Genomic DNA, 25,871 nt, shown 5'->3' with positions numbered 1-25,871 from the left:
TTATTAATCGGCCGTGCCAAGCTCTGCCTTGTCCTCGGTCCCGCTGCCGGCGAGGACATGGGCTGCACGGCCGCCCTCTCGCAGCTTCCTGCTAACCGGTACGACAAGAACCGCCGCACAAGCACAAAGCAAACCAACACCTGCAAAGCCCCCTTGGCTAAGCAGCAGCGATGAGACCGCAGTCGCCGACATCATGCCCGCATACATAGCCGAGCTGTTCAGGGATAACACCGTCCCGCGATGCTCCGGACTTAGCTCGGAAGTGATTGCAGTAAGCGCCACATGTCCAAAGCCGAAAGCCGCCGACCAAACGACATGCAGACCAACGGCCAGGCCGACACTATGCTCGACCAATGAAAGCCCAAGCACACCCGCCGCCGATACTATGGCCGCAGTTCCAAGCACAACACGCTTTCCTACCGCGTCCGACAGCTTGCCGCCCGTAACCGTTCCGATCACACTGCCAAAACCTGCGGCCATCAGCACAAGGCCGATTTGCCCGACATCCAGCTGAAACCGGCTGCTGTAAAACAAACCGATATTCGCGAACATTCCCTGCAAACCGCCAAACCAAAGAAAGGTCGCGAGCAGCGAGAAACAGACCGTCCGGCTTGTTAACGCCGAACCCAATTGCGCTAAAAACAACGGGGATGGAGTAATTTCACCTTTTTGCTTCACCCTCGCTTCCCCTTCAGGCAGCGCTAGCTGAACAATAAGCATCGTAAGAAGTGCTAGTCCCCCGATCACTCCAAAGGCCCAGCGCCAAGAAAGCCACTCGGCAAGAAATGTACCCGCAGGCACACCAAAGAGGGTCGAGCCAACCAGCGCCCCCATTACAATGCCTACCGCACGCCCGCGCTGCGCGTAAGGAAACCTGTCTCCCACATAAGCCAATACACTTGGCTCGAGCATACCCGCTCCAAGCCCCGTTATCGCGCGAAAAGCCAATAAACTGACAAAACCATTTCCCAGCCCCGTTAATACGGTTCCAGCCGCAAGCACGAACAACCCGAGCAGGATCATCTTTTTACGTCCCCAACGATCGGCTATTACCCCAAACAAAGGTGCGCTGATCATATATACCAACGCATACGCCGTTACGAAAAGGGCTCCTAAATGACTCGCGATTCCGCCATCTTTAGCCATCAGCGGCAATAACGGCACCGTTATAATCGAATCTAGTCCGACCCAGAAGGAACACAGCGCTAATACAAATAAGATACGCCCATTGCCATTCATTTTCATAACACACATCCCTCTCTAACTATTAATCGATTTATAATTAAGTAATTAACTATAATCCCTTTTTAAGCCTTTGGACCAACAAGCAGTACAGTCCAAAGGCAAGTCGTCACACTTATTTCCCCTGCTCCAGCTTTCTCAATAAATGAAGAAGCTGCATTTGCTCCTCGACGCTTAAAGAACCGAAGTTACCTTCAATCGTCTCCTCATATACCGGCCAAGCCAGCTCCAAAAGCTTTTCTCCCTGCGGCGTCATATGGACGAAGACACGCCTGCGGTCCGATAAATCAAGCTCTCTCCGAACAAGCCCCGCTTTCTCCAAAGCATTCAAGAGTCCGCTTATATTCGCCCGCGTCACCGCCAAATCGTCCCCCAGCTCCGAAGGAAGCGCCGGCTTACCGGCCCGCTGCAAGGCGTATAACAGACAAAGCCGTCCTAAGGTCAGACCGAGAGGCTCCAGCTTCTCTTCAAGCTTACGGACCTGGGACGCGTTGTTTTTATACAATGTGAAAAATAGGTCTACCGACAGAAGGGGTTTTTCAAAGGGGTCGTGTTTTGGAATGGGAGATCTACCTCTCTTCAAGCATTATGTATTATAATTAATTACTTAATTAATAACAACCTAATCATAGCTGATTTATTCAAAATGTCAAGCCGAAAAGTTGCCGACAACCATAAAAATACCCGAATCATTCCTCGAGGGAACGACCCGGGCAAACTACTGAACCACAGCGTTTAAGCCTTCCTATACCGTCTTCTCACAACCATGACCACCGCAATCACAAAGAGTACTGCCAAAGCGGCATATACAAAGTTAGAGTAGACGTCCATGTAAGCGACAATGCTTTCCCATGACTCACCTGCAATAGTACCTACGTAAACCAACGCAAAATTCCAAATCAAGGTTCCTAGTGTGGTCAGGAGCAAAAATAAACCGATGTTCATTCGTACCATGCCGGCGGGAATGGAAATTAAGCTGCGAATGAGCGGAACAAACCTGCAGAAGAAGACCGTCCACACGCCGTATTTCGTGAACCATGCATTTGTTTTATGGAGATCCTGTTTGGTCAGTCTAAGGTATTTCCCCCATCGCTCCACAATGTATTCCATTCGAGCTTCATCCAGCTGGCGGCCAATGCCGTAAAGAATGACCGCGCCCGCTACGGAGCCTAACGTTGAAAAAAACACTACGCCCATTACACTCAACGCTGTTCTCGTCGTCATAAACCCGCTGAAGGTTAGAATGACCTCGGAAGGGATCGGGGGGAAAATATTTTCCAAAGCAATGAGTCCAAAAACCCCCCAATACCCGAATGTCTCCACAATTTTCTCAATCCACTCTTCCATCCCGCTCTCCTTTTCTATATCTTTTTTTTAAATTTCTGTCTTCGCTGTCTGCATCATTTAGCCCTCCACCCCGTTAGTACGTTCCATGTCCTCTTTCCGTTCCTTCGACAAAAACCATCCGGCTGCAGCAATCAAGATGAGAACCGCGTAGAAAGTAACCTTCCACACCGGATTTTTGGCGAAGCCTTCCGGCAATACGGACAAAGCTGGATGAGAAAGGGTGTATACAGATAATTTTACACCAACCCACCCTACAATGAAAAATGCTGCGATTTCAAGACCCGGTCTGCTGTTCAACAGCTTGACAAAGAAGGAAGCGGCGAAGCGCATGATGAGAAGCCCGATAAATCCTCCGGCGAAAATAACGAGAAAATGTCCGCCGTCCATTCCCCCGATTTGCGGCAGCGAGGTTGTAGGCAGCGCAACCGCCAAAGCAACCGCTGCCAGAATCGAATCGACCGCAAAAGCGATATCGGCCAGTTCAACTTTAAATACAGTTGACCAGAAGCCTGATTGTTTTTGCGGTTTTCCCATTTCCTTTGCGGCCTCAGCTTCACCTTTTTTCACAATGAGCTTTCGGAAAATATGATTCAGCGCTATAAAGAGCAAATAAACGGCGCCGATCGCCTGCACCTGCCAAACATCCACCAGAAACGAAATGATAAACAAAGAAGCAAACCGGAATACAAAGGCACCGGCCAACCCGTAAAACAATGCCTTTTTCCGCTGCTCATCCGGCAGATGCTTCACCATGATTGCCAGCACCAGTGCGTTATCCGCGGCTAAAAGCCCCTCTAAAGCGATTAATACAAGCAACACCCAGCTGTACTCAAACAATAATGCAAAATCCATAATCTCATCCCTCCGTTTTCTTTTTGTATGATGCGGCGTACTAACAAAAAACAGCCCTTACCGATGACGGCAAAGGCTGTTTCCATAAAAAAGACCTTTGCCGGGTAGGCAAAGGTCTCGCTAACAACGTGATCGTACGTCGCAACAAAGCCGGAGGCGATTCGCCACGGAATGACGACTTTGTTTAAGCAGCTACTCCCCTTTGAGGGCTGATTCAGTTATTTAAACTATAACAAGCATTTGAAGGATCGTCAATACTGGAAAAAAGTTTTTACTTCCCTTCTTCGTCTCTGCTCAAAATAAACTGGTCGGTATCCCGAATGAGCCGCTTCGCGGTTTCATCTAATTGCTCCGCCATTGACGTCAGTCGCTGGATGGAATCCCCCTGCGACGTAACGGTAGCCGAAACCTGCTGGGAGCCGGCTGCTGTTTGCTGACTGACAGCGGCCATGTCCGTGATAGAGCTCAAGATCCGATCTTTCACTTGATCAATTCGTTCAATTCCGCCATGCATAGCATGAATACTTTCGCTTGCAGACTCGACCGCCGAGGATATATCTGAGAACGAAGCCTTGGTTGTACGGAAGGTCGCATTCTGCTCCTCCAAGTTTTCCCTCGCTTCATGAATCGAGCGGATCGTCTCCTGAATACCGACGTTGATTTCATCTACGATAGATTGAATCTCATTGGCTGATTTCGCGGATTCCTCCGCGAGCTTCCGTACTTCTCCCGCTACGACTGCAAATCCAGCTCCATGCTCTCCTGCTCTTGCCGCTTCGATGGCCGCATTTAAGGCAAGTAAATTGGTCTGACTTGCAATATCCCGAATTAATCCGGTTACGCCGACAATTTTTTGCGATTTTTCATTTAACTGCTCAATTGTTTCGACGATGGCTTGATTTTTTTGCCCGCCTTCCACTACCAACCGTTCCATTTGCTCCAAGCGTTCATATCCGTCTCTGCTGGTCGACGCCATCAAGCCCGCCAGTTTCACCGTCTCATCCGTTTCCGTTTTTAAACTATGCAGTAAATCAACGAGACCATTGACCTCCTGATATCCGGTTTCCGTCTTTTCCGCTTGGGCCGCGGCGCCCTGCGCGATTTCTTCTACAGAAACGGCGATTTCTTGGGATTGAACGGAATATTCGGTCGTATGCTGGGCAATGGTCTGTGAAGCCCCGGTCACTTCTCTCGAGGCGTATACCACTTGCTGGATTAAGCGTCCTAAGGAATGGACCATTTCATTATACCGGTTACCCAAATCCGAAAACTCATCGCTGCCCCTAATCTCAACCCGTCGGGTAAAATCACCATGCTGCAGCGCTTTTATCCCCTCCTGCAGCTCCCGGATTTTTCGAATAAGCTGCCGGACAAACAAATACATGACAGCCATGCCGACAACAAAAGAAACAATAATAACGAGGATCGTTTTATTGCGGATATTATCCTGCATGGTCATTGCGAATTCATTCAGGTTAAAGTCCATTCCGACTACTCCAACTACATTGCCCGAAGGGTCGTGCACCGTTTTCGCAAACGTGATTGTAGAAGTTTTACTTCCCGTATCCAAATAAGGCTCTGTCCAGACGACCTGTCCCGGGGCCGCCGCCGCTTCGGTGTACCATTCCCGCCCCCGCGGATCAAATTGAGTCAGATCGACCTCCTTGGGAACAACCGGGTACACATAAAATTCACCCGTGCTCGAAGCAAGGTACACATTCAACATATTTGGGTTGTTATCCATAAGCTGTTCAAAGTAATGGACATAGAAGTCCGCCTTGTCGGTCTGATTTACAGAGGGCATGTTACTATAGCCAGCACCGGATGACTTTGGAAATGCATACGAGGTGTGCTGTAATTCCGGATTTTTCGACACTTGATCGAGGTCTGCTTCCGCTTTGTTGAATATGTCGGTAAACTGCTTCGATAGTTGCTCCAGTTCCTCTTTCTTTCCGATAACGGCGGTATGCTGTACAAACTCGGTCTCTTTATACGTGATATAACCGAGCAGTAAGGATGGAACCGTTAATGCCAAAGCAATAACCAGGATAAGCTTCGTTTGGACGCTATTGAGTGTGAATGATTGTTTCATTGTTGAAATCAGCCTCCGATGCAATAAAGTTATGTAACGATTCCTAACATGATGAAATCTATCATACTCGATTATTTCATAGATTTAAATAGTTTTTTGAATATTCTATGAAAATGTTAGTTTCTTATCTTTTTGCTAAGCTGATGTGACCTTTGTAATACGAAATCTATGACTCTTAATCGCTTAACCCTCTAAAATATGACTTTTTTTATCCAGTAGTCACTATTCGAGATCACAAAAATTCATTAAAGTGGATCAAGTAGAAATATTCTTCCAAATTATTGAAGAAGGGAACCACGAAGATGACAGCTTTACGAATGTTTATTGCAATCACACTTGGCCTCGCTGCAATTGTGTATACCTTTATTTTTGCAGCCGGTGGGATCAGCCCGACGGTGGACCGCGTGATGCTGATGCTGATTCCGACAATTGGCGCGATTAGCGCCGCTTGGATTCAGCGCAAAAACCTGAAAGGCTTCGGCTTAAAATGGGGGAAGCTGCGGTATTGGCTGGTTGGTGCGGTTGTTCCTATCCTCTCATTGGTTCTGGTTTATTTACCGGTATGGATTTTGGGCAGGGGAACCTTTTCACCGGCGCAATTAACGGACAAGTCGGGATTATCGCTTCCGATGACCCTCCTTATTTTGATGACCGTAATGTTCATCTTCAACTTACTCGCGGCTCTCGCTGAAGAGATCGGATGGAGAGGCTTTTTACCGGAGGAGCTGTCAAAAACACTCTCGTATCCGGCCGTTTGTTTGCGTATCGCTCTGGTCTGGGCGGTATACCACTACCCTTTACTCCTTTTTGGGGATTACAATAATGGCGGGCCGCTGCTGTACAATCTGATCTGCTTTACCCTTATGATCACGGGCTGGACTTTTATTGCCGTATGGCTTCGTATGCGTTCGGGAAGCGTCTGGCCGGCTGCGATCTTTCATGCGGTGCATAATTTATTCATTCAAGGCATATTTGATCCGCTTACCGTAAATACACCTTTTTCGGGGTATATCACCTCTGAGTTCGGCATCGGAATCGGTATCGTCTATGCTTGCATCGGTCTCTTTTTATACAAAAACTATCAGAAACACAAACCCTCCTATTTGCTGTCAAAAGCTAGCGCCTCATCCCCCCGGATTTCTGCGTAATCCAAGCATTCAAAGAAGCAGGAGAATTTCCTCCTGCTTCTTTTTACTCATTTCGATAGATCACAAACATCACATGGGGCCTATGGCGGTTATTCGTCCCTCATCTTAAGGACAAGCTCCAGCACGGGGTCTTTCCCTGCAAAATAGTCCTCCGATGTCAGCAATGCCTCCTTATGCGGGTAAACAGCATCCCGGTCATCGCGGCTTGGGTGGAAATATTTGCTGGAATAACACACCTTCACTCCGGATGCTGGAAGTGTTAATGTTTTGACCTCACCAAAATGGTTCGGTCTACCCCCCGTTGGCTCCCCGATCAAAATCACGCCCGCTTCATCTCGAAGCGCAACGGCATTGAGCACAGCCGAGGAAAATGTATTCCGTCCGATCGCCGCGTATACCTTACCCGTGCGGGCCGGACCTTCGGAAGCCAAATATCCAATCAAGGGCTCCAATAGCGAGGAGCTTCCTCCGCCATTATTTCGCAAATCAATAAGCAAAGTATCGTTGGGATTCGCCTGGATTGTTGATTTCAATTCGTTAAGAAAAGGCCGGATCGGCCGGTCCTTCAGCTCCCGGGCTTGATTATATGCAAAATAAATCAGCTGTTTCTCCGGGAGACGAGTGTACCAATAATTGACGTCTCTATTTTGACGGTACAGCGGCATCGCGGTTCCGTCCTTTTCTACTACATCTGGCTGCGGCTCCCCCCTGTTTATGGTATCGTCAGCAATCCCCGCGTTTTGCGGTTGTGCTTCCGGATTGAACGAAACGCTAAATTGCGTCCCCGTCTTTTCTAATGTAAACACCGGATGTCCGCCGTCCGTCAATCCGAGAAAATCAAGCACGTCCTGCATCACCAGCAGCTGTGGTGCGGCTTTGAGCCGCTGCATCCGGTTTTCATTCGGAATGAGAACCGACACCTTCTCAAGCGCCTCCGCCGCATCGGTATTCCCAATGCGAATGACTTTTGCGCCGATCATCTGCCTATACGCGTCCTCCGCTCCCGTAATAAACAAACCATCAGAAAAGGAATATAACGTAACCGGAAGCGAGGTCATGCCGTCGCGAATACGAATATCGGTATGCGCATCCTGCGCAAGCGCGGTCAGCCGCTTCAAGCTGAGCACCATTTGCTGATCCGTCAGTTCCGGGATACGGCGTGCAAGCTCCTCCGTCTCCTTTTGGAAGGAGACCCTGTCCATGCGGTAAAACCAGTTTGGGTGCCGTTCCGGCAGCTCCGTTACGAGCCAGCGTAAATCCTTGAGCCATGAGTCGTCCCTCGCCGTCGAATAATGATGGGAATCCAGCGCCTGCTTCGCCCAATGCCGGTAACCGAACTCCCACAAATGGTCGTCGTTACGGATGAAAAATAAGAACGACAAAAATACAGCGGCCAGCCCTAGTATGAGTCTTCGTTCTCTGCTGCCCGTCGTCCTGCGAAACCGCCATGATGCCACCAGCATAAAAAGTACGCCAACGAAAATAAGCCGAATAAGCGCACCGTATGGAATCCAATACGGCGTCATTAGCGGCCGAATTGGAAAATAAGCGACTGCCGCCGTGATCGGAAGCAGCAGCATCCACACATAGACGAGCAGCAGCACGGCCATTCCCGCAGAACGGTGCCGCAGCGAGCCGGCAGCCAGGCCCATTGCAAGCGCGAAGAAAATCGACGCCGGCACATAGGCAAGCCAAAATGTTCCGCTGACCGAAGGCATCGTCGCCGCTACAAATAAAACGACCACCAGCGTCACAGGGAACATCGCGCTGAAGGCCAAGGCGGCCTGCAGCAGACTCGCGCTGCTGCTTTTGAACACCGAAAGCTGCATAAATACCTGCACCCCCGGCTCGAATAAAAGGTTGCCGCCTGCATCGTCACGACGGATACGGCGATTAAATATAAGATGTACAGCTTATACGATTCTCCTTCGTACCGGAATTCCGGAAACAACAGCAGTGCGGCAAGCAGTAAACCCGATATGTAATAAACCAGCTTCTCTTCCCGAAGCCAAAGCAGCAGAGATTTCCAATAAAGGCGAATCAACCGCGCCACCTTCTTTGCTCCGTTTTTAAGACCGCCCAGTATAAGAAGGGCAGCAGTAAAATGTACAGCCCTCTTCCCGCCCAAAAGGAAGCATCCGCCTTCTCCGCGTAAGTGATCACTTGATCGGGCCCCCACCACAAGGACCATAAAGGGTGGCTTAATGCGAGCTGTCCGATCATAAACAGGAATAAGATCGGCACCGTGTAGATGACCTTTCGAATCCATTGCGCCGCCAATATGGACAGCAGCAGCAGAACCGCGTAAGCGGTAAAGAAGGCTGCCGCTCCTGCCCCTATCCCTTCCGCTCGCAGGCCTGTCCCTAACCATACAACGGTCAATAAAACGATCAAATGCGTCCCCAGTAGGCAAGCCAGCACGAGCACGGCCAGAGCAAACACCCGTGCAGCAGTATAGTCCAATCCACGCCTGAGCTTCGTCAGGATGACCGTTGAAATGAATCTTTCATGATCCTCGTTAAATAATATCGATACCAAGATGGGGAACGACAGCCCAAGCATGAGCAGCTGCATATGAAGCCAGCGGAGCCACAAGGTTTCCTCCACACCTCGCCCTGCCGCCGACATGAATAATGGCAGAACGAAGTCTGCCGCTATGAACACCAGCCAAAATAATCGGCTGCGTACAAGGAGCCGCAGCTCCAGCCTCACAAGACGAATCCGCTCATGCATGGGTCGGCTCCTCCAAGCTGTTGTAATACAAATAAGCATCTTCCAGCGTCGGAACCGCCGGAGTAAGCTCGTTAACATCCTCCGGTGCCGACTCGCTCAAAAACCGGGCCTGAATCAAGCCGCGTTTTCGAATAATGGTGACGAGCTTTACCCGGGTAGCCAATGATTCAATTTGATCGAGGGTAACCTCCGCCTCCCAAACTTTCCCCTCCGTTCGAAGCAGCAGATCATCGATCTTCCCTTGGAAAAGCGCATGCCCGCTGCGGATAAGCGCAACCTCCTCGCAGGTGCTGGCAATATCGCTGACAATATGCGTTGAAAGCAGGATTACCCGGCCCGCGCTGAAGCGGTTAATGAGCTGCCTAAAGCGAATCCGTTCTTCGGGATCGAGCCCTACGGTAGGCTCGTCTACTATTAATAACTTCGGATTGCCGATCAAGGCTTGGGCAATACCTAGTCTCTGCTTCATGCCCCCGGAAAGCTCTTTGATTTTTTTCCGCCGATGAGCCGTCAAGCCGACCTGCTCCAGCAATGTCTCCTTCTCTTCCCTCCATTTGGCGGAAGGCGGCAGCCCCTTAAGCTCCGCAAAGTAATCCATTGCGAAATCAACGCTTACCCCCGCAAAAAAATGAAAATCCTGCGGCAAATAACCGAGAAGCGCCCGAACGGCTCCCGGCTCTTTCTTCAGATCATGTCCAAATACCTCCACGCTGCCATGGTCGAAACCGTGGACAGTCGCCAGAATATTCAGCAGCGTCGTCTTACCGGCACCGTTATTTCCGAGCAGTCCATATACGCCTTCTTTAAAGTTAAGCGACAGTTGCGACAGCGCCCGAGTTGACCCATACGACTTGGATACGTCACGTATGCGAATCATTTCATTTCATCTCCAATTACACCCCAGAATTTTCCTCCATGAAGTCCATTATATAACGATGCACTGTATCCATTTGTTGCAAATCAGCTACAGATTTCGTAAAAATGCAGCTAACATACCCGTGCCTCTCCTCCCCATAGTCAACAACACCGTCTCCCTCCATTTAAGCTCCATTTAAGTAAAGTCGCTTATTGTAAAGGTACAGTAAAGATTTGCAAGGAGTGAATGTTCAAATGACCCACACGAAAAGAAAGCCGAGAAGAAAGCTCATCATCGGCCTGACCATTACCATTTGTACTATTGGCGCCATCCTCTACGGCTTGGCGGACCGCTATTTGATCCAGCATGTGGAGGCCATCGTGGAAAGCAAGCCCGCCGCTGCTTCCAGCACAGCAACCCTTGCTTCCTCAGCAGGAGCTGCCGTTTCAGCTGGAAATTCAGCGTCCATCATCACTTCCGATGATTGGAGCTACACGAGTGACCGTATCGATATTTCAATTGAAAAAGTGGAAACCGGCAGTGGCAATAGCAAAATTACATACTTTGTCGCTGACGTTCAGCTGAAGGATGCTGCAAATCTACTGACCGCCTTCGCAAACAACGCCTTTGGCCGCAACATTATCGCAAACACCTCGGAAATTGCATCCGCCAACCAAGCAATATTTGCCATGAACGGCGACTATTACGGCTTCCGCGAGGACGGCGTCATTATCCGCAATGGTCAGCTGTTCCGCAACGAACCGGCACGAGACGGGCTGGCCTTGTTTCGCGACGGTACGATGACTTCTTATTACGAGAAGGACATTTCCGCTGAGCAATTGCTAAAGCAAGGCGTCACCAACACGTTTTCCTTCGGGCCTGTTCTGGTCAAGAACGGCGAAGCGTCAGACCATTTCGATAACGTCAAGATCGATACGAACTTCGGCAACCGTACGATCGATGCTGCCAACCCGCGTACGGGAATCGGAGTCATTTCGCCCAACCATTACGTCTTCGTCGTCGTTGACGGGCGGCAGGAAAACAGCAGAGGAATGACGCTTAACGAATTTGCACAATTGTTTGAGGATCTCGGGGCAACGGATGCTTATAATCTCGACGGAGGGGGCTCGTCTACGATGTACTTTATGGGCAGAGTCGTCAATCGTCCGGGAAACAAGGGGCAGGAGCGCGGTGTCAGCGATATTATTTATGTCGCCGAATAACGATTACGAGGGAGGTAGAGCATCATGACTATAGTAATTCCAGCCTATGAACCGGATGAGCGGCTGCTAACGCTTATCGACAATCTTAGGACTGCATGCAGCTCCAGGATCGTCATTGTCGATGACGGAAGCGGTGAGGCATATCGCACTATTTTCGCCTCGGCTCGCGAGGCCGGCTGCATCGTCCTTACCCATTGTACCAATTTAGGTAAGGGACGCGCTTTAAAAACCGGCTTCAATTACCTCAAGGAAACAGGCGAGACCGAGGGCGTCATCTGCGCGGACAGCGATGGACAGCATCTCCCGTCTGATATAATGCGGGTCAACGATGCTGTAGCAAAACATCAATATTCGATTGTGCTCGGATGCAGATATTTCACAGGTAATGTCCCGCTTCGCAGCCGGATTGGGAACAGCGTCACACGCGCAATTTACGCCCTGACGACCGGCCGCCGCATCCACGATACCCAAACCGGCCTGCGCGGCTTTTCGGCCTCAATGCTGGACTGGCTGTGCCAAATCCCCGGCGATCGATTTGAATATGAGATGAATATGCTGCTAAAAGCGGAGAAGGACGGGTATTCGCTGCAGGAGGTACCGATCGAAACCGTATATCTTGAAAATAATAAATCGTCGCATTTCCGCCCGATTGCCGATTCCGCCAAAGTGTACGCGCCGATCCTAAAGTTTTGCTCATCCTCGGTGCTGTCTGGCGCACTCGACTTCGTGCTGCTTCTGCTGCTGCAGCTGTGGACCGGCAAGCTGCTTTTCTCCGTTATCGGAGCACGAGTCGGAAGCTCGATTTTTAATTATACGTTGAACCGCCGCTTCGTCTTTGACAAGCGCCATAAATCAAAAATGATCTCGTCTGCGCCTAAATATTTTGCTCTCGTTGTGCTTATTATGCTGTTGAACTATGGCTTGCTGTATCTTATTCATCAAAGACTGGGAGTCCCGCTCGTTTTCGCTAAGCTAGTAACGGAGGGCCTATTGTTCGTACTCAGCTTTTGGATGCAGCGTACCTTCGTGTTTACGGCTTCCCAGCCTTCTCCCTCTGCACATTGCGCATGTGAATACGGGACTACACATCGATAGCAGCATCGATGTATCCTTCAGCATCATTCTAGTCCTTTATGAGTCTGCAAGGCCGGAAGCTCAGCCTCGGGCCGCCAATACAACAGCGCGGCCTTAAAGCGATGGCGATATCCCGGCTTTCCATCAATATCTTCAATATAAGAGGAAACAATCCGCTCCACAGCGACGCGGTCGAACTCCGGCTCTACAATTTTTTTCAGCTGCTCCTCGATAAACTGTTCTACGCTGTCAAACGAATATGTCCGCTCCAAGGGGATGATGCGGCAGTTCACATCGATGCCAAGCTGATACAAAACATTGGTTATATAGATGTAATCACGCCGTGTGAATTTCATTCGGTAGCCTAATTTCCGGTGAATCTCCCAAAGATGAGCGGGCTCCGGACCGCTGGTCATCCCGACCACGGCCAGTCGCCGTGCCGCGCGGTTCATATTTAGCATAGCACGATCAATATCCTGCATACGGTAAAAGCAATTGATGCCAAATACCACATCATAGGCATCTGCCTCTGCAGCATATTCCTCCCACTTCCCGTGAAGGAATTCCATGCCGTCAATCCAAGAAGCTGCCGCCGCCTCCTGCAAGTAGGTCAGCACACTCTTGGAGCTGTCGAAACAGCTGTACTGCTTGACTCTTCGCGCTGCTTCAAATGTGTAATTTCCCCAGCCGGGGCCGATTTCCAGCACAGAGTCATCCGATTGAAGAAGGGGTAACAGCTCCTCCATAATGTGGACGGCATAGGCATGCGGCTCCGGCTTTTTTTTGCGTCTTTCTAAATATTCCTGCCAAAATTGCTCTTCAAGCCGATCATCAACCATTCGTTCTGGCATCCGGTTATTCCAATCCCTCATGCCATCGATCCATGCCTTTTTGTAATCCCCATGCAGCTTTGTTCCGAAATTCATCGCATTATTCCCTCAACTTTTCCTTCAGTTAGCTTGGGTAAAGGGCGTACCGGAGTCACTTTCAAGCCTAGAGGCCCGTTTTCCAGCACTACCTCGACCCCGTAAACCTCGCGGATGCGGTCGTGTGTCAGCACTTCTGACGGCTGTCCCTTCATGACGACCTCGCCCCGGTTCATTAAAATAAGGCGGTCGGAAAATCGCGCCGCAAGCTCCAAATCATGCAGAATCATCACAATTAATGTCCCATCCCGTGATGCTAATTCCCGCGTCTTCTCGAGCACCTCAAGCTGATGACGAATATCGAGTGCAGCTATGGGCTCGTCCAGCAGCAATATGTCGGGCTGCTGAGCCAGCGCCCTGGCAATCCATACCTTCTGACGCTCTCCCCCGCTAAGCTCATCGACAAATCGGGATGACATCGCCGTCAGGTTAAGATCTTGAAGGATCCTCTCAACGATCAAGAGATCACGCTCTCCTATGCTCCAAGAAACATAAGGCTTCCGGCCGAGCATGACTGTATCCATGACAGTCATCGGGAAGGAACCCGCCCCCTGCTGAGGTACATACGCGATACGCCGAGCCCGTTCTTTCGCGGCGTATTCCATCAATGGCTTCCCATCCAGTGCAATGACGCCGCGTTTGGTAGGCACAATCGCGCCCAAGCATTTTAACAGCGTCGTTTTTCCCGCCCCATTCGGACCCACAATCGAAACACACTGCCCTTCTCCAAGCGTGAGCGAAATACCGCGAATCGTCTCTTTATCCCCGTAACCGAAGCATAAATCGCGCACAGCAAGCTCCATAACCTTCCCCTCCCCGCTCAATTCCAGTGGTCCCTGCGTTTTTTGATAAGCAAATAAATAAAAAATGGCACTCCAATCACTGAGGTCACGATACCGACAGGAATTTCTACGGGTGATAAAATCGTTCTTGCAAAGGTATCGGCTGCCAGCAGCATAATCGCTCCGCAAAGACTAGCCGCCGGGATGAGAAAACGATGATCCACCCCGATCAGCATCCGCGCGATATGCGGCGCCACAAGACCGATAAAGCCGATCACACCGGTAAAGGCCGTCGCTGCGGAAGCGATAATGGTCACTGTAAGCAGGGTAACAAAGCGTGTCCTTCTGACGTGAACACCGGCCGTGCCGGCCACCTCTTCTCCCATGCCGAGCACGTTTAAGTCCCAAGCGAAGCACATCAAAACGACAAGACTCAGCAGAAGCCCAGGCGCCAGCCAACGGATTACTTCCCAGTCCGCGCCCCAAAAGCCGCCCATTAGCCATACGACTAAATCCTTCAACGCTTCATTGTTGGAGAAATATTTAAGTGCGGAAACCCCCGAGGAAAACAAATGCCCCATCGCCACTCCGGCAAGAAGCAGCACCGTCGTCGAGCCTTTTTTCAATTTAGCAATTCCATAGACGAGCATCACTGCAATACTTCCGAAGAGAAACGAATTCAAAGCGATCAGCCAGCGTGCAGAGTGAACGGCCTGCTCCAAACCGAACAAGCTTGTTCCAAGCACAATCGCCAGTGCCGCCCCGAACGATGCGCCGCTCGACACACCAAGTGTAAACGGGCTTGCTAGAGGATTGCGGAGAATCGCCTGCATGATCACCCCCGCCGCGGCCAAGGCCACCCCCGTTAACAGCGCCATCGCAATCCGCGGAAATCGGACCTCCCGTAAAATATAGCCCTTCATTTCATCAAGAGGCTCTTGGCCGGTCAGCCCTCTTATCAGTTCTTCCAATCCTACAGAAACGGTACCCGCATCAAAAGAAAAGAGTAATACGACCAGCAGCAATACGAGAAGAAGCGTTAGAACCAGCCATTTTTTCCGAACGCTTCCGTGATACGCTTGGCGCAAATCCGGCGTCATCCGTTCACCGGCTTCTCCGAGTAATGCCATACGCCCTGATAAGGAACACCGAGCCAGCGTTCAAAATATTCCTTCAAGTACGCATCCGGCTGTATATCGGCGAACCTTTCGGGATATAACACTTTAGCCAGCTGCAGAACACCGATGTACCGTTTATCCGAGCCGATAATATTCGTATGGAATACATAAAGCTCATTATTTTTGCCCGCCTTCAAACGAGGCACAGAGGATATGTTTCGAATATTGTCCAAAACCTTTTGATGCTCCTGAGTGTCCTTCGCGTTGTAGCCTCCTAAAAATGTGCCGTGCAGCGTAATCACATCGGGATCATGGGAGAGTATATATTCTTCGTCAACGAGAATGGTGGTGGAAGCTTCCGCACGATCCCAGCGGACATCCGCCGCATCACGTCCGCCCGCCAGCACCGTCGCGTACCCTTCTCCGACACCCGGCGACCCGTCCTTGGCTAAGCTCGGAAATACCCGATAGCCGCCGTTGGAATTCAAAAACCCGACGGATAACGCCAGCACGCTTTTCTTTTCCGACTCCGGAATTTGCTTCACACGTTCGGCTAACATGTCTTCCAGACCCTTCTTCCACGCAAGAAATTGCTCGGCTCTGTCTTCCTTGCCGAACAGCCGGCCTAATAGACGCAGTTCATCGTCCGTCTGCTCCGGCAAATAGTTGTTGATTCGGATCACCGCGATACCTGCCGGCTCCAGCTTTTGCTCCAGCATGATGTCAGGGCGGTTCGTATAGGTAAACACGGCCTTCGGCTTCAGTGACAGCAGCAGCTCCAGATTGACTTCGCTCGTTTTCCCTACATCCGGCAAGCTTGCAAAAGGCAAGTAGGGATTGTTTTGGATCGTCGTATCACCCGTGGCAATCACATGCTCCTGCGCTCCAAGCAGCTGAATGGCCTCCGCTGTGTTCCGATTTAAGACCACAACCCGATCAAGCGGAAGTGTCAGCTTATGCTCCTTTCCCGCCGTGTCGGTAAATACAAATTCATCGGACTTGCTTGCTGATTCAGGCTGCTTCTCCACAGGGGCTGCGATCGGAGCTTGTCCCGCACATGCGGAGAGGGCCAGCATGGCGATCATAATCACCCACAATAACATGCTGCGTGCTCTGTTCATCCTTTTCCACACTCCAACTCTTTTTTTACATACAAAAAAGACGCCTGTTTCTGATGGGAAAGGCGCCACTGCTCTTATGCACAATGCTGAACCGGCCCGCTATATTGTCCATTGCTTTAGCAGCTGCTTGCGCAAGACAGGGGTCGGCTAAGATCGGCATCCTTTTCCGCGAAGGATACGACATGTACCTCATAGGCAGGTCTCCTGGCTTACCCTTCATCGCTGCACCCTACCTTCCCATGATCGGCAGATCACAGTGGTTTATTAGGGCTCGCTAAGGGCTCACAGTGGCGGGACCGCGTCGGAATGAAACCGAACTTCCCTTTTAATCCTTGCCTTGTAACGGCTCGGAACCTATGAAGCTTCGTATGCAGTTGTCTTTTAAATGCGTTTTTTTGTACTGAGGTACAGTATAGATAATATTGGATAGGCTGTAAACCTAAATATTAACTTAAAGCCATTTTCTGTTATTTAACCATTTGATTCAAATTAAAATACCCGCAGCTCCTTCTTCAGGAGTTACGGGTATTGTGTACGTTATATTTATTACATTGCAGCCTTGCTGCGCTTGTCGAGCTCCGTTCGGTATTCCAAAATTCGTTCCTTGTACATTTTCGCTGTCTCAAACTCGAACATAACCGAGGCGTCCCGGTATCCGATTTTGCATTCCGCAATAAATTCCTTTAACTCGGCACTCGATAACTCTTCCAATGGCTTCACTTCCATCAATCCTCCCCGTGATGATTGCTCAAAACAAGCACTGATGTTTGTTGATTATATGAACCAATTTGATGAGTGATGCGTGTAATCCTTGTGAGAATCTAGGATGCGGATGCTTTAGCGAAGCACCTTACAATATTACTTCCCCAAACGCTTCACATTTTCCTGCAAATTCTGATTTTTCTATTGTAAAAGTTTCGTAATCTCAGTTTTCAGCCTAACTCGCCGTTCTCACCCACTTCAAGTTTATATTGCTCAACAAAAAGAACCGGGACATCCACCAGCTGCAGCGTTCTGCAAACTTGATGAATATCCCGGTATTTTTCTTCCCTAAAATGTAAATTCATTGCGCCTTCAAACGGTAAATCGATCTGGAGGTGAAATCCGTAATATAGAAATATTGACCGTCATAATCAAAATCTACGATGTAAACCGTATGATCTAGTCCTGTGTAATCAATATTGTCAGCCCACACTAGCATGTCAGGAATACCATTGGTTACTGTAAAAATTCCATGATCATTTAAAAAATACACTTTACCTTCATGATACAAGGGTCTTTCCATTAAGAAAACGGGATTGTACGAATCTTCCTCTGGAATCTCCACAAAACTCGTCATTCCATCGTCGAGCTTCATATCCATAATAAATCCATTCCCGTTATACAACCTTAACTCATTTCCTTTTACAACGGGCAGTACATGGCGGTTTGTCGTATAGATGGGTGAATATTTTCGAATGCTTCCGAGATGGGAGCCCCAGCTCATTAGCTCCTCCACTACACCGCTTGGACTTATCTTCACGATCCCATGATAGGAATGATTGACCTGCTGTCCTCCACCCTCTACTTCCTTGTAATGACGCTGGCCCAGCTCTCTGGGAACAATCAGTGAACCGTCATCAGCAAAAGTAAAACGCAGCTTCAATAAATATCGGCTGTAATCGTAGAGATAAAAATCTCCCCATTGCAAGAAATTTTCCGGTCCCCCGCTTTTGGTCTCATACCAGGTGAAATTGTCAGGCTTTTCGTTTACCTTAGCGCGTTCAACGTAAAGCAGTGTCGGCTGGTCATTTTCCAAATAGAAAATCACGTTATAGGAAAAGCCTAGTAGTAAAATCTTCTCTTTGTAATAATCGTACGTCTCTCCTTCTTTGTTGACAAACATCAGTCCGGAGATATACAAACGTCCGTCTCTCTCCTGCATGTCGGAAAGCCGGAAACTTTGAATCGTGCTCTGATCGTCAAGACCGTAGGACTTCAGCATCGGCGCTAAATCCTGCAGGTTAAAAAAGACTTCGTCGGTACCCTCACGATAACGCTTCACTTTAATGCCATCCATCGCGTACAGCGTCTGATCGGAACCAATCGTAAAGCCTTGGATCCAATCGTACATCTCGGACGGCGCTCCCATAGACCAGACCTTCTCCAGCTTCGGAATTGACGATTCCTGAGAAATCGTAACCGTTCTTGCTGCGGCATCCCAAGTGACCTCCGCTCCAAGGGACTCACCAACAAATCGCAGTGGAACATAGGTAGATTGATTTTTAATGACGGCGGGTACGGCTAACCCCATGTCCCTGCCATTTTTAGTGGCAATCCATCGACCGATCGTAATTTCAATTTTAGTATGACTCAATTCAGCAACGACGGTTTGGGTTTCCGGAATCCATGCGACCTCAGCACCTAATGCTTCAAATAAGGGCCGCATTGGCACAAGCACACTGTTGTTTTCAATCATTGGAGGCGCGTCGGTGTTGAGTTGACTCCCGTTAATATAAACGGTAATGTCACTGCTCGCCGATGCTTGGTGCAGCGGAGCGATGGAAACGAACAGAACGAGCGCTGCAAATAGCTTAAACCATTTTTTCATGATGTCACCTTCCCTGGCTGCTCTCTATTTCAGGCTAGCATATTATCTCACAACGATGTAGAAGAGAGTAGTAAGGATATGGGTTTGTCATCAAGAACTTCAAGGAGAAACCTGACCCTTCATCGTCTCGTAATCGATTGCTCCGAAAAACGCTCGACGAATGATGCCATGCCCATCAATGAAAAACGTCGTTGGATATGCGCGGATCTTGTAGGCGTTCATCACTTCCCCCTTCGAATCGAGTACGATCGGAAAGGTCAGTGCGAGCTGCTCCGCGAACGCTTTCGCATCGTTTGCATTATTTTCAATGGAGGTTAAATTCACCCCCAACACTACCGTGTTTTCCCCTTGATCATCCTCATGAAATCTCTGCATATGCGGCATTTCCGCACGACAGGGAGGACACCAGCTTGCCCAAAAATTAAGGACTACGTTCTTGCCGCGATACTGCGACAGTCGAACTGTATTCCCCTTCATATCAAGCAGTTCAAAGTCCGGAGCCTGCTGACCTTGAGCAATTCCAACCGTAACCTCCCCATTGTTTTGGGGGGCTTCCGACCACACTTGATGATAGTGATCGAACAAGGCATAAAATAGGAAACCTGCCGCCATTAGAGCAATAGCTGCATTTTTGCGGCTGTTGAACATCCATATACAGGCCAGCAGCAGCACGGCTAGAACGGCGAGAGCAGTATGCTGAAGCCAATTTACCCTATCGATTAGCGTCAAAATAATTTGATAGCCTGTCCACGCACCGAATAAATAAATCAGGGTGGTCTGAATGGAGCGAACCAGCGGAGCCTTTATTCTCTTAAGCCGAAAAGCAATATAGGCGGCAGTCAGGATACTTGCGAGCCATCGGCCGCGAATGCCACCGCTGTAATACAGCAAAGAAGCCGGATAGTGGATGACATCCGTCGGGTTAAATATTACTAAGCTCAGCTTCCAAGTCAGGAGCCATACAACCCACGCTGAAAAATAAATGGAGAGCAGCGCCTCGCGTTCGATTAGGTTACGGGCATAATATTGAAGAATCGTTACTCCAACGATACCAGAACCGGTATAAAGTATGATTTCACCATTTAGTACAAACGAGCCGAGTTGAATGGTGTACATGCTTGTTTTAGCTCCTCTCCTTTATCCCTTAGAAGGAATCCCCCAAAGAATTATACCAAAATTGCTGAATTCACATCTAACATCGAGAGGAATTTACAAATCATGTAAAGGGTGCTGTAAAAAGAACCGACACCCGTATCACGGATGTCGGCATTCCCCACATTTACAATGTTCCTGTCCTTTTACTATTATCGTTCGATCACGATATTATAGATCGCTTGCGCCATCTCAGCACGTGTCACGGAGGCTCCCGGCTGGAAGCTGTTTTCCGTGCGGCCTGCCATCAGGCCGTTCGCAAGTGCTTGGCCTACAGCAGTCATTGCCCACGGCGAAATCTCTTCCCGATCCTTAAACGTGAGTGTTAGATCGGATGCATCCCCTTGCGGCCCCGCCTGCTTCTTATACGCGCGTACTAGGAGCGCCGCCATCTCTTCCCTCGTTACCACACGGTCAGGCTCGAAACGGGAGTCTCCCGTTCCGTCGATCAGCCCGTGACGATGCGCGGTTACGACCGAATTCGCGTACCAAGCGCCGCTGTCGACATCGGAGAACGGATTCGAAGCGCTCGTATCCGAAAGGCGCAGCGCACGGGTCAACAGCGCGATGAATTCCGCTCTCGTTACCGGACGATCAGGTTCAAATTGTCGATCGGCTGATCCTTGGATAAGATGTTTTGCTCCCAATAAGCGAATCGTACGAGCAGCCCAATGCTCATTCCGAACATCGTCGAACGTCTGCACCCATTCCATAACGGCGTACGTGCTGAAGTGAGACAGCTTTGCCGTTACAGTGTTTGTCCGCGGATCCGCCTTGCTTTCAACATACTCCCACTTGTTAATCGACTCATTAAAGAAATACAGCCCTACTAAAGCTTCCTCGACCCCGGCATCGTCGTAGTCTACGGACAGTTCCACTGGTTCTTGGAACTCCGCCAGACGAACTTCCTCATCACCGTTTCTCCAGAACAGGTCGAAATCGTAAGCGCCGCCTACGACCGTATAATCGACGGTGTTAGCCGCAGAAGACGCCGCTGCGCCGGACAAGGTGATCGGCTCAATTTGCACGACGATCAGTCCTTCATCCGCCTGATCCCCAATATTCGTCCGCAATTGCCGCAGCACATCGCTCGGGAATGTGAGCGTTGCAGTTCCCTTCTTTACCAGCAACTGATTCTCGCCAAGCGTTTCTGCCGCATCGGCAGGTAACGTAATTTCCGCAGCGTCTCCCATTTCGATAACAACGACGCCATTATTCGCTTGTGACAATTGAGTTGTCGAAACGGACGGCTGAGTGGATGCAGCTGGTGTCGATCCGCCGCCGCTACTGTTTCCGCCGCTTCCTCCTCCACTGTTGTCCTCGTCGTCGCTATCTCCGCCGCCGCTATTGTCATCGCCGTCGTCGCCTCCACTATCCCCGCCGCCGTCATTGCCGCCTCCACCATTGTCAGGGGCTTCGGACTTCAGCGTTTGGATCCGCAGACTCGGCCCATCCGACGTCCACTGGCCATACCGGTTGCCGGCTTCCACCTTGAACGTATACGTCGTATCAGCGGCGAGTCCCTTGATTGTTGCGGAATAGACACTCTCCGTTACGGACTGCATCTCCGCGGTTGCAAGCTCGGAAGGGGCATCGGTGCCAAACCATACGTTATATCGATCCGCGTTCTGTGCGACGTACCAGGTCAATTCGACCTCGTTTGATTTCACGTTCGTCTTCAGCAGCAAGCTGCCCTTCGGCCACACCGGCACCGTTTCGGTCAACGGAACCAGACGGTCGATGCCTTCCTTGAGCGTCCGCTCTGCTTCATCAATCTGCAGCTGTGTCGCTTCGCCGTTTGCATAGACGGATTCCGCAGTTTGTAACCGCTCCAAAAGCGCCGACCATGAATCAGACGTATATAACGACGCGTCCAATGTCTTAGCTTGCGCGATCCGCCCACCAAGCGCCTGCTTTTCCACCGGCGGCGGTACCACAGTAACAGTCGCCGAGGCTTGAACGGATCCGCCAGGACCGCTCACGGTCACAACGGCTGTTCCGGCCTTCTTCGCAACGACCGTGCCTTGCGATACGTCCAGTACGGTATCGTCGGAGACCGTCCAGGAAAGCGCCGATTCCGTCGCCTCCTGCGGCAATACAGTGACTGTAAAATCATACGATTGTCCGATTTCAAGTGTGATCGCTTCTGGGCTCAGCTTAATCTGTTCAATCGGAATGCGTTTCGGCATAATCCGTATCCAGCTGACCGAAGGATCTGTCGTGCCGGTACGCAATACAGACACACTCAGACGCCCATCCTTCACTTCCGCTTCAAACCACTTTTCCTCGTTAGTGTTATAAGGTGGATTGTACGCCGTCAACCGCGTTTCACCGTTGATGGCCACGTCCTGCGTCCGGCCGGCGGTATCGACGGGGCTTCGGAAACCGATGGCGACGTCGTAGACGCCATTTGGCGCTTCGAAATCATACGTGATTCCTTTCCCAATGCCGCCGTTGTCCGTCAATACGCTGCTCCACGGATCAGGTCCGCCCTGCACTGTAGCCGTTCCATCCGTCCGATAACCCCACTGCTTTCCGGTCGCCGGGTCGGGACCGAACGGTTGATCAACAACCGAGTTCGAGGTACCGTACTTCTCTCCCGGAGGTAAGCGGCTTGGATCATCGCTGCCGGAATCAACGTAATAGAGCGGCTTTGCAAACGCGAAGCGTTCGGCAAAGTTAATATCGTACGAGAATCGGTCTTTCTCGCCGATCAGGTTTTTCATATCAAAATACGTCCGCTCTTCTTCCGGCATGCTTTCGACCCATGGCGAGAAGGTGTGGAATTGAATCGAGTTGTTGGCTTCGTCAAATTCGGCGAAGCGCATCCAGCCGTTGCCTCCGTGGTATTGGCTCTGATAATCCGCCAGCACTTCCAGAACCTCGTTGCCGTAGTCATTCTTGCTGACCATATACCCGGCTCCATGATGATGCCCGGATACGGTCATAAAGATCTGATCATTCGAACGTACGAAATCGTTCCAGTTGCGAGCGCCTCTTCCGGAATGCTTTACTTCCGTGCTTTGTTCCCCTTGGAACTCTAAAATTTCATGACTGATCAGGATCGTCGGCGTCGTCTTATGCTCGCGAAGCACCTGCTGGATCCAATCGCGGTCAGAGTTATAGTGGTCGTCTCTCCAATCCGACCCGATGATCATGTATTCATAAGAGCCTGCCTTAAAAAGGCTATAGGAACTATAACCCGAAGGCGATTCATTCGTATAATACGGCTTGTCCGAATAACGATTTTTACCGAAATACGTCAGGTACGGCTTATCGTTGCCGCCCCACCAGTACTCGTAATCGTGGTTACCCGCAATCGTCATGTAAGGTGCTTTTACATAGTCCAAGAAGGTAATTGCTTTGTTAGCCGCAAACCATTCGCTTTCTACGTTCCATTGGTCAACGATGTCACCCATGAACGCAGTAAACACAACGTTGTTTTCCTCTGCGTGATCCGCGATCCATCTTGTCTGTTCTTCCACGATTTCCGGCATATAACGGATTGGCTTTTGGATATCTGGAACAAACAGAATGTTGTAGTTGTCTTCCTTCTGCAAAAGCGGCAGGTCCTCGTTATTTCCATATTCCGGAGTACGATCGAGCGCGTTTGGAATGAGCCAGCGTTCCATCGGCAGCGCACGGTCGATGATTCGAATTTCTTCCAGGTTCCCGGCTAAGAAGTTTTCTGCACCGATGCCGTTTCCTAAGCTCGCCGCACCGATGTCCCATCCTTTACCTACAATTCCTGCAAAGTTCTTGATCTCCTGCGGTGCGTTGCGGAAGTCGGTGACGCCGTTTACGTAAATTTGCGTCTTCTTCCCGTCATTCACCAAAGCAATATGGTACCAGTCCTGAACGCTGTCTAGCGAAAACGACCAGCTTGTCGGGTTGCTTGCGAGCTCTGTGGTGTAATACGTCCACTGGAGCTCCTTCAGATTGGAAACGGCTAACTGGCCGAGCAGGTCGTATTCCCCCTGCGTCTTGCCAGCCAACGCCCCCGTTCCTTGACGGTTAAAGATTTTCATCCACGAATGTGAATTCCTTGAAAACTCGGCAGGCAGCTTGTAGATGAACTCCATCGTGTATCCGTGTGGGAACTGCTCGTCGTTCATCGGTGCGGATGAAACCGTTTCGAAGTAGCGCTGAACAGGTCCGGTTTTCTTGTTGTTGAACAACAAGCTCCGTGCGTCCGCATGCCCGTGGTAGTCATCCTCCGACCACTTCAGCACCTCATTAACCTCTGGCAACGCCGCATTACCCACAGTTACGAGCTTCAAGTCATTACCCTGATTCGTTAAATCGGCCAACACCAAGTCACCCGATTCCAACGAACCCGACTTTGCGTATGAAGGGTCGAATTTCCAGTGAACAACTGTTTTGGCTTCAGCAGGATCCTTCATTTCAGCCGACGCTGCATTGTCCAAGTAAGCGAACGAATTGGACCACAAGCCTGCAGCACCGCTCGGTATCGACGAATCGGCGGCCCTAATGAGCTGCTCGCCGTTGACGAATCCCGTTAATGCACTGCCGATTACATTAAGGCGCATATTATACGTCGTGCCTGGAACCATGGCATACGAGGCGCTGCTTAGGACATGCTCATCGCCCTCGATGCTCCGGACGAGCTCTAATGTTCCGTTCTCCTCTGGCGTCCAGCGGAACAAGTAATACGTCTCGGGACCCGCTACGCGACCAGCCACCCCGAAGACGGCCTCCGGTGAGGTCGGCGTCACATCCGCCTTCACATAATAGCTTTCCCATGCCGGATCACCCGTCGCCAGAAGGCCCGGTCCATTCATGGATAGCTGCTGGAACGCTTGATTATACACCGCTTCCGAAACGGTCTGATAGACGTTGTCAACAACACTCCAGCTGCCGGTAACCTGCACCCAAGGTGCGATGGATCCGGTTTCTGCATCGCTGTGCACCCTGCGCTCCTCCCTTACAACGATATCGTCGACGGATAACGCCGACCAACGATTACGGAATCCGATCCCGCCCGAATCGAAGGTATCGTCGTAAGCTTCAATCAGCTTGTGGCCATCAACATAACCTTGGATGATGTTCCCTTTCACGACAATTTTGAGCGTAACCCAAGACCCCGGCGTTGGGTTGTAGGAAGCTGACTGCAATAATCTGTCCGAGTTGTTTTGCCGAACAGTGAGGTCCATGCCCTTTTTACCTGGGTCGTATCGAAACATATAAAAATTGCTCCGGTCTTGCATTCTCGCAAGTACGCCAGGGTACCCGCCACCCTCTACCTTCACTCTCGATTCGAAGGAATAATCGGTCATCTTTTTATCCTCGAACCCAATAATCGCCTCTGTGCCGGGATCGCTATACACGAGTGCTCCCGAGGCGGCGTTCCAGCTCGAGCCCGCGAAAGTTGTCCATCCGTTAAAATTACCGTCATTAAAATTATCTTCGAATAAAATATCATTCGGGGCAGCCTTCACCTCAGGAGCCGGAACGACCGCGAAGCTCAACGAAGTCCAAAGCAGAGCAGCGGATACTACTGCAGAAATAGATCTATACAATCGCTTCAACCCAGTTCACCTCAACAAGTGTAAAATGTGATTAAGACCTGCTCACGCCCTGGTCCGGACGTAACC

The 25,871-nt window shown here is 50.3% G+C and carries 19 protein-coding genes, 1 pseudogene and 1 riboswitch; of the genes and pseudogenes, 3 read left to right on the top strand and 17 right to left on the bottom strand.

Going from position 1 to position 25,871, the window contains the following annotated elements:
- Positions 1 to 3: 3 nt before the first annotated feature.
- The 5 genes and pseudogenes from GQS10_RS19625 to GQS10_RS19605 form a co-directional block, all read right to left on the bottom strand.
- Positions 4 to 1,245: an MFS transporter gene (locus GQS10_RS19625; protein WP_166245413.1), complete on the bottom strand. Its 1,242-nt coding sequence runs from the start codon at positions 1,243 to 1,245 to the stop codon at positions 4 to 6.
- A 112-nt stretch (positions 1,246 to 1,357) separates the two neighbouring features.
- Entirely contained in the window at positions 1,358 to 1,747 is a 390-nt protein-coding gene (locus GQS10_RS19620; protein WP_166245412.1) for a MarR family winged helix-turn-helix transcriptional regulator, read from the bottom strand.
- 230 nt (positions 1,748 to 1,977) lie between these two features.
- Positions 1,978 to 2,589 (bottom strand): DedA family protein, encoded by a 612-nt coding sequence (locus GQS10_RS19615; RefSeq protein WP_166245411.1) that lies wholly within the window; start codon positions 2,587 to 2,589, stop codon positions 1,978 to 1,980.
- A gap of 57 nt (positions 2,590 to 2,646) precedes the next feature.
- Entirely contained in the window at positions 2,647 to 3,441 is a 795-nt protein-coding gene (locus GQS10_RS19610) for a TerC family protein (RefSeq protein WP_166245410.1), read from the bottom strand.
- A gap of 499 nt (positions 3,442 to 3,940) precedes the next feature.
- A pseudogene (locus GQS10_RS19605) lies at positions 3,941 to 5,365 on the bottom strand (methyl-accepting chemotaxis protein); the annotation flags it as partial.
- Between the two features lie 470 nt (positions 5,366 to 5,835).
- Between GQS10_RS19605 and GQS10_RS19600 the strand changes: the two are divergent.
- On the top strand, positions 5,836 to 6,681 hold the full coding sequence (locus tag GQS10_RS19600; protein WP_166245408.1) for a CPBP family intramembrane glutamic endopeptidase: 846 nt from the start codon (positions 5,836 to 5,838) through the stop codon (positions 6,679 to 6,681).
- 89 nt (positions 6,682 to 6,770) lie between these two features.
- Here GQS10_RS19600 and GQS10_RS19595 read toward each other — a convergent pair whose 3' ends face one another.
- Genes GQS10_RS19595 through GQS10_RS19580 form a run of 4 tightly spaced genes read right to left on the bottom strand, consistent with a single transcriptional unit; the run spans position 6,771 to position 10,291 of the window.
- Positions 6,771 to 8,510: a S41 family peptidase gene (locus GQS10_RS19595; RefSeq protein WP_166245407.1), complete on the bottom strand. Its 1,740-nt coding sequence runs from the start codon at positions 8,508 to 8,510 to the stop codon at positions 6,771 to 6,773.
- Positions 8,432 to 8,734 (bottom strand): hypothetical protein, encoded by a 303-nt coding sequence (locus GQS10_RS19590; RefSeq protein WP_166245406.1) that lies wholly within the window; start codon positions 8,732 to 8,734, stop codon positions 8,432 to 8,434. Before GQS10_RS19590 ends, GQS10_RS19595 begins: the two co-directional genes overlap by 79 nt.
- On the bottom strand, positions 8,722 to 9,414 hold the full coding sequence (locus GQS10_RS19585; protein WP_166245405.1) for a hypothetical protein: 693 nt from the start codon (positions 9,412 to 9,414) through the stop codon (positions 8,722 to 8,724). The genes GQS10_RS19590 and GQS10_RS19585 overlap by 13 nt, the downstream gene beginning before the upstream one ends.
- Entirely contained in the window at positions 9,407 to 10,291 is an 885-nt protein-coding gene (locus GQS10_RS19580) for an ATP-binding cassette domain-containing protein (protein WP_166245404.1), read from the bottom strand. The genes GQS10_RS19585 and GQS10_RS19580 overlap by 8 nt, the downstream gene beginning before the upstream one ends.
- 233 nt (positions 10,292 to 10,524) lie before the next feature.
- Between GQS10_RS19580 and GQS10_RS19575 the strand changes: the two genes are divergently transcribed.
- Together GQS10_RS19575 and GQS10_RS19570 are read left to right on the top strand one after the other, a co-directional pair.
- On the top strand, positions 10,525 to 11,493 hold the full coding sequence (locus tag GQS10_RS19575; protein WP_166245403.1) for a phosphodiester glycosidase family protein: 969 nt from the start codon (positions 10,525 to 10,527) through the stop codon (positions 11,491 to 11,493).
- A gap of 24 nt (positions 11,494 to 11,517) precedes the next feature.
- Complete coding sequence (locus tag GQS10_RS19570) at positions 11,518 to 12,588, top strand: bifunctional glycosyltransferase family 2/GtrA family protein (RefSeq protein WP_166245402.1); 1,071 nt, start codon at positions 11,518 to 11,520, stop codon at positions 12,586 to 12,588.
- A 23-nt stretch (positions 12,589 to 12,611) separates the two neighbouring features.
- Here GQS10_RS19570 and GQS10_RS19565 read toward each other — a convergent pair whose 3' ends face one another.
- From GQS10_RS19565 to GQS10_RS19530, 8 genes are all read right to left on the bottom strand, one after another.
- Positions 12,612 to 13,493 (bottom strand): class I SAM-dependent methyltransferase, encoded by an 882-nt coding sequence (locus GQS10_RS19565; protein ID WP_166245401.1) that lies wholly within the window; start codon positions 13,491 to 13,493, stop codon positions 12,612 to 12,614.
- Positions 13,490 to 14,296, bottom strand: a complete 807-nt coding sequence (locus GQS10_RS19560; RefSeq protein ID WP_166245400.1) for an ABC transporter ATP-binding protein — start codon at positions 14,294 to 14,296, stop codon at positions 13,490 to 13,492. The genes GQS10_RS19565 and GQS10_RS19560 overlap by 4 nt, the downstream gene beginning before the upstream one ends.
- Before the next feature lie 17 nt (positions 14,297 to 14,313).
- The gene (locus tag GQS10_RS19555) at positions 14,314 to 15,405 is read right to left on the bottom strand and encodes a FecCD family ABC transporter permease (protein WP_243735283.1); all 1,092 of its coding nucleotides are present in this window, start codon (positions 15,403 to 15,405) and stop codon (positions 14,314 to 14,316) included.
- Positions 15,372 to 16,514: an ABC transporter substrate-binding protein gene (locus GQS10_RS19550; RefSeq protein WP_166245399.1), complete on the bottom strand. Its 1,143-nt coding sequence runs from the start codon at positions 16,512 to 16,514 to the stop codon at positions 15,372 to 15,374. Before GQS10_RS19550 ends, GQS10_RS19555 begins: the two co-directional genes overlap by 34 nt.
- Positions 16,515 to 16,691: 177 nt before the next feature.
- Positions 16,692 to 16,887: riboswitch (cobalamin riboswitch) on the bottom strand.
- Between the two features lie 173 nt (positions 16,888 to 17,060).
- Entirely contained in the window at positions 17,061 to 17,234 is a 174-nt protein-coding gene (locus GQS10_RS19545) for a hypothetical protein (RefSeq protein WP_166245398.1), read from the bottom strand.
- Positions 17,235 to 17,577: 343 nt separating this feature from the next.
- Entirely contained in the window at positions 17,578 to 19,104 is a 1,527-nt protein-coding gene (locus GQS10_RS19540) for a copper amine oxidase N-terminal domain-containing protein (protein WP_166245396.1), read from the bottom strand.
- A 99-nt stretch (positions 19,105 to 19,203) separates the two neighbouring features.
- A complete protein-coding gene (locus GQS10_RS19535) occupies positions 19,204 to 20,220 on the bottom strand; it encodes a peroxiredoxin family protein (RefSeq protein WP_166245394.1) in 1,017 nt (338 codons plus the stop codon).
- Positions 20,221 to 20,408: 188 nt separating this feature from the next.
- A complete protein-coding gene (locus GQS10_RS19530; protein WP_166245392.1) occupies positions 20,409 to 25,805 on the bottom strand; it encodes an S-layer homology domain-containing protein in 5,397 nt (1,798 codons plus the stop codon).
- Between the last annotated feature and the right edge of the window lie 66 nt (positions 25,806 to 25,871).

Source organism: Paenibacillus turpanensis (genome assembly GCF_011421635.1).
Taxonomy (GTDB): domain Bacteria; phylum Bacillota; class Bacilli; order Paenibacillales; family YIM-B00363; genus Paenibacillus_AK; species Paenibacillus_AK turpanensis.
The sequence above is the reverse complement of the archived record's forward strand: the minus strand, read 5'-3'. Positions and strand labels throughout refer to the sequence as shown.